Annotated in this window: 3 protein-coding genes; 1 reads left to right on the top strand and 2 read right to left on the bottom strand. The window is 75.5% G+C overall.

Annotated elements, in window-relative coordinates; genetic code table 11:
- Positions 1-97 precede the first annotated feature (97 nt).
- Together ACFUUZ_RS31590 and ACFUUZ_RS31585 are read right to left on the bottom strand one after the other, a co-directional pair.
- Entirely contained in the window at positions 98-1,600 is a 1,503-nt protein-coding gene (locus tag ACFUUZ_RS31590) for a phospho-sugar mutase (RefSeq protein ID WP_378702695.1), read from the bottom strand.
- Positions 1,601-2,380 carry a purine-nucleoside phosphorylase gene (locus ACFUUZ_RS31585; protein ID WP_378702693.1) on the bottom strand — a complete coding sequence of 260 codons (780 nt, stop codon included), beginning with the start codon at positions 2,378-2,380 and terminating at the stop codon, positions 1,601-1,603.
- A gap of 105 nt (positions 2,381-2,485) precedes the next feature.
- On the opposite strand from ACFUUZ_RS31585, the gene ACFUUZ_RS31580 reads away from it, so the two are divergent.
- On the top strand, positions 2,486-3,190 hold the full coding sequence (locus ACFUUZ_RS31580; protein ID WP_378702691.1) for an enoyl-CoA hydratase-related protein: 705 nt from the start codon (positions 2,486-2,488) through the stop codon (positions 3,188-3,190).
- Positions 3,191-3,264 lie beyond the last annotated feature (74 nt).

Genomic DNA, 3,264 nt, shown 5'->3' with positions numbered 1-3,264 from the left:
TCGGGGGCTCACGTCCGAGCGGCCGAGACTGGCGCCGTCGGCACGTGCGTCTCGGCCGCTCGGACGCGAGCCGGGCGCGAACCCGGGCGGGGTGGGGTCAGGCGGGGGCGAGCTGGACGCAGAAGTCGCGGAGGGCGGTCAGGCGGGCGGCGGCGGCTTTGCGGGCGTCGGGGAGGGCGGCGGGGGTGGGGACCGGGCGGACTACCTCGAGGTAGCACTTGAGCTTGGGCTCGGTGCCGGAGGGGCGCACCACGATGCGGTCGCCCTCGCCCTCGAAGAGCAGGGCGTCGGTGCGGAGGGGGCCGCGGGTGGCGGCGAGGTCGGTGTAGCGCATGGGCGCGCCCGCGATCCGCTGCGGCGGGGTGGTGCGGAGTGCGGTGACCACGGCGGCCGCGGCCTCCTGGTCGGCCAGGCGGAGCGCGACCTGGTCGCCCGCGTGCACGCCGAACTCGACGGCGAAGCGGTCCAGGTCGGCGAGCAGGGTGCTGCCCGCGGCGCGGCGGCGGGCGACCAGGTCGGCGGCGAGCACGGCGGCGGAGACGCCGTCCTTGTCCCGGACGGCGGCGGGGTCGACGCAGTGCCCGATCGCCTCCTCGTAGGCGTAGACCAGGCCGTCCCCCGCCCTGGCCAGCCACTTGAAGCCGGTCAGCGTCTCGGCGTAGCGGGCGCCGCGCGCGGCGGCGACCCGGCCGAGCAGCCGGGACGAGACCAGCGTGGTCGCGACCAGGGCGTCCGCCGGTGCGGTGCGCAGCACGTCGGCGCCGAGCAGGACGCCGGTCTCGTCGCCGCGCAGCATGCGCCAGCCGTCCGGGCCCGGCACGCCGAGCGCGCAGCGGTCGGCATCCGGGTCGAGCGCGATCGCCAGGTCCGCGCCGACCCGCTCGGCGAGCGCGAGCAGCAGGTCGGCCGCGCCCGGCTCCTCGGGGTTGGGGAAGGCGACGGTGCGGAAGTCCGGGTCCGGCTCGAACTGCTCGGGCACCACGTGCACGTCGTCGAAGCCCGCCGCGGCCAGCGCGCGCAGCGCCACCGCGCCGCCGACGCCGTGCAGCGGGGTGAGCGCGATCCGCACCGGCGCGCGCTCGCCGGGCCCGCCGATCCGCTCCGGGATGCCGGTGACCCGTTCCAGGTAGGCGGCGAGCGCGGTGCCGTCGGCGGGCGCCACCACGGTTCGCGGAATCGGCTCGGTGACGGCGTGGATGGCGCGCTCGATCTCGGTGTCGGCGGGCGCCACCAGCTGCGCGCCGCCCTCCAGGTAGACCTTGTAGCCGTTGTCACCGGGCGGGTTGTGCGAGGCGGTGATCTGCACCCCGGCCACCGCGCCCGTGGCGCGCACCGCGTGCGCGAGCACCGGGGTCGGCAGCGGCTCGGGCAGCAGCGTCACTCCGAACCCGGCCGCGGCGAAGATCTCGGCGGTCACGGTGGCGAACTCCGCCGACCCGTGCCGCGCGTCCCGGCCGACCACGACCGGACCCCCGCCCAGGCAGCGCTCGCGCAGCCACGCCGCGAGCCCGGCGGTGGCGCGCGCGACGGTGACCGCGTTCATGCCGTCCGGCCCGTCGCGCAGCGGGCCGCGCAGCCCGGCGGTGCCGAAGCGCAGCATCTAGAGCCGCTCCAGGATGCCGCGCAGCAGCTTGCCGAGCCGCGGCGCGGCGGCGGTGCCCTCGGCCAGCACCTCGGCGTGCGAGAGGTTGGCCCCGGTGACCCCGGCCGCCAGGTTGGTGACGAGCGAGATGCCGAGCAGCCGCGCGCCGAGCGCGCGCGCCGCGATCGCCTCCAGCACGGTCGACATGCCGACCAGGTCGGCGCCGACGGTGCGCAGCATCCTGATCTCGGCGGGCGTCTCGTACTGCGGGCCGATGAGCCCGGCGTACACGCCGTCGGCGAGGCTCGGGTCGACCTCCCGCGCCAGCGCGCGCAGCTCCGGGGACCAGGCGTCCACCAGGTCGACGAAGGCGGGGCCGGTGAGCGGGGTGCGGGCGGTGAGGTTGAGGTGGTCGGCGATGAGCACCGGCTCGCCGACGGCCATGCCGTCCCTGATCCCGCCCGCGGCATTGGTGAGCAGCACGGTCTCCGCGCCCGCCGCGATCGCCGCGGTCACCGGGACCACCACCTCGGCGGGGGAGTACCCCTCGTACATGTGCTGGCGGCCCATGAGCAGCAGCACGTCGGTGCCGCCGACGGGGACCGAGAGCACGGTGCCGACGTGGCCCTGCGCGGTCGGGGTGCCGAAGCCGGGTAGCTCCGGCATGGGCACCGCCGCCCTCGGCGTTCCGATCTCCGCGGCCGCGGCCTGCCAGCCCGACCCGAGCACCACCGCGACGCGGTGGCGCGCTACCCCTGTCCGCTCGGCGATCGCCGCTGCGGCCTCTTCGGCAAGCATGGGGTCACGATAGTCGGGGGCGGTGCGGCGTTCGCGCGGGTGTGGCCCCGGTCACCGCGGCGGCTCGGCTACCCGTCGGTAGGGTCGCCCGGATAGGCTGCCCGCATGCCGTATCTGGAGCGCCGGGGTGACGTGTTCGTGCTGTTTCTGGGATCGGAGGAGCAGCGGGGGGCCGACGAGGAGAACCGCTTCCACCCGGACGTGCTGGCGCAGGTGAACGCGCTGCTCGACGAGGTCGAGGCGTCCGAGGGACCCGCCGCGCTGGTCACCACCGCGACCGGGAAGTTCTTCAGCAACGGCCTGCACACCGAGTGGCTCTTCGGCAACCCCGATGCGATGCACGGCTACCTGGACAGCGTGCACGCGCTCTACGCGCGGCTGCTCACCTTCCCGCTGCCCACCGTCGCCGCGGTGAACGGCCACGCCTTCGGCGCGGGCGCCATGCTCGCCACCGCGCACGACTTCCGGGTCATGCGCGCCGACCGCGGGTACTGGTCGCTGCCGGAGATCCACCTCGGCATGCCCTTCACCGTCGCGATGAACGCGCTGCTCACGCACCGGCTCAGCAACCAGGTCGCGGTCAAGGCGATGACGACCGGGCACCGGTTCGGCGCCGACGAGGCGATCTCGGCGGGGATCGTCGACGCCAAGGCGGGGGCGGACAGTTTGCTCGATATCGCGGTCGAGCAGGCGGCCGGGCTCGCGGCGAACCGCAAGCCGAACCTCGCCGTCATCAAGCGCGCCCTGCACGGTGCGGTCCTGCCGGGACTCACCACCCCGACCACCCCGGAAAATCTTGCGTTCGGGTGATTCCGGAGTTTCGCTCGAGCTGAGCGGAACGGGTTCGCGCCCGGCTCGCGCCCGAGTGGGCGAAGTGTATGCGC

The organism is Nocardia sp. NPDC057353, assembly GCF_042667085.1.
GTDB lineage: Bacteria > Actinomycetota > Actinomycetes > Mycobacteriales > Mycobacteriaceae > Nocardia.
Note: the sequence above shows the minus strand (reverse complement) of the source record. Positions and strands in the feature narration are given on the sequence as shown.

Coding starts and splice junctions, on each gene's coding strand:
- ACFUUZ_RS31590 (WP_378702695.1), bottom strand. CDS start 1,600: ATGCTGCGCTTCGGCACCGCCGGGCTGCGCGGCCCGCTGCGCGACGGG.
- ACFUUZ_RS31585 (WP_378702693.1), bottom strand. CDS start 2,380: ATGCTTGCCGAAGAGGCCGCAGCGGCGATCGCCGAGCGGACAGGGGTA.
- ACFUUZ_RS31580 (WP_378702691.1), top strand. CDS start 2,486: ATGCCGTATCTGGAGCGCCGGGGTGACGTGTTCGTGCTGTTTCTGGGA.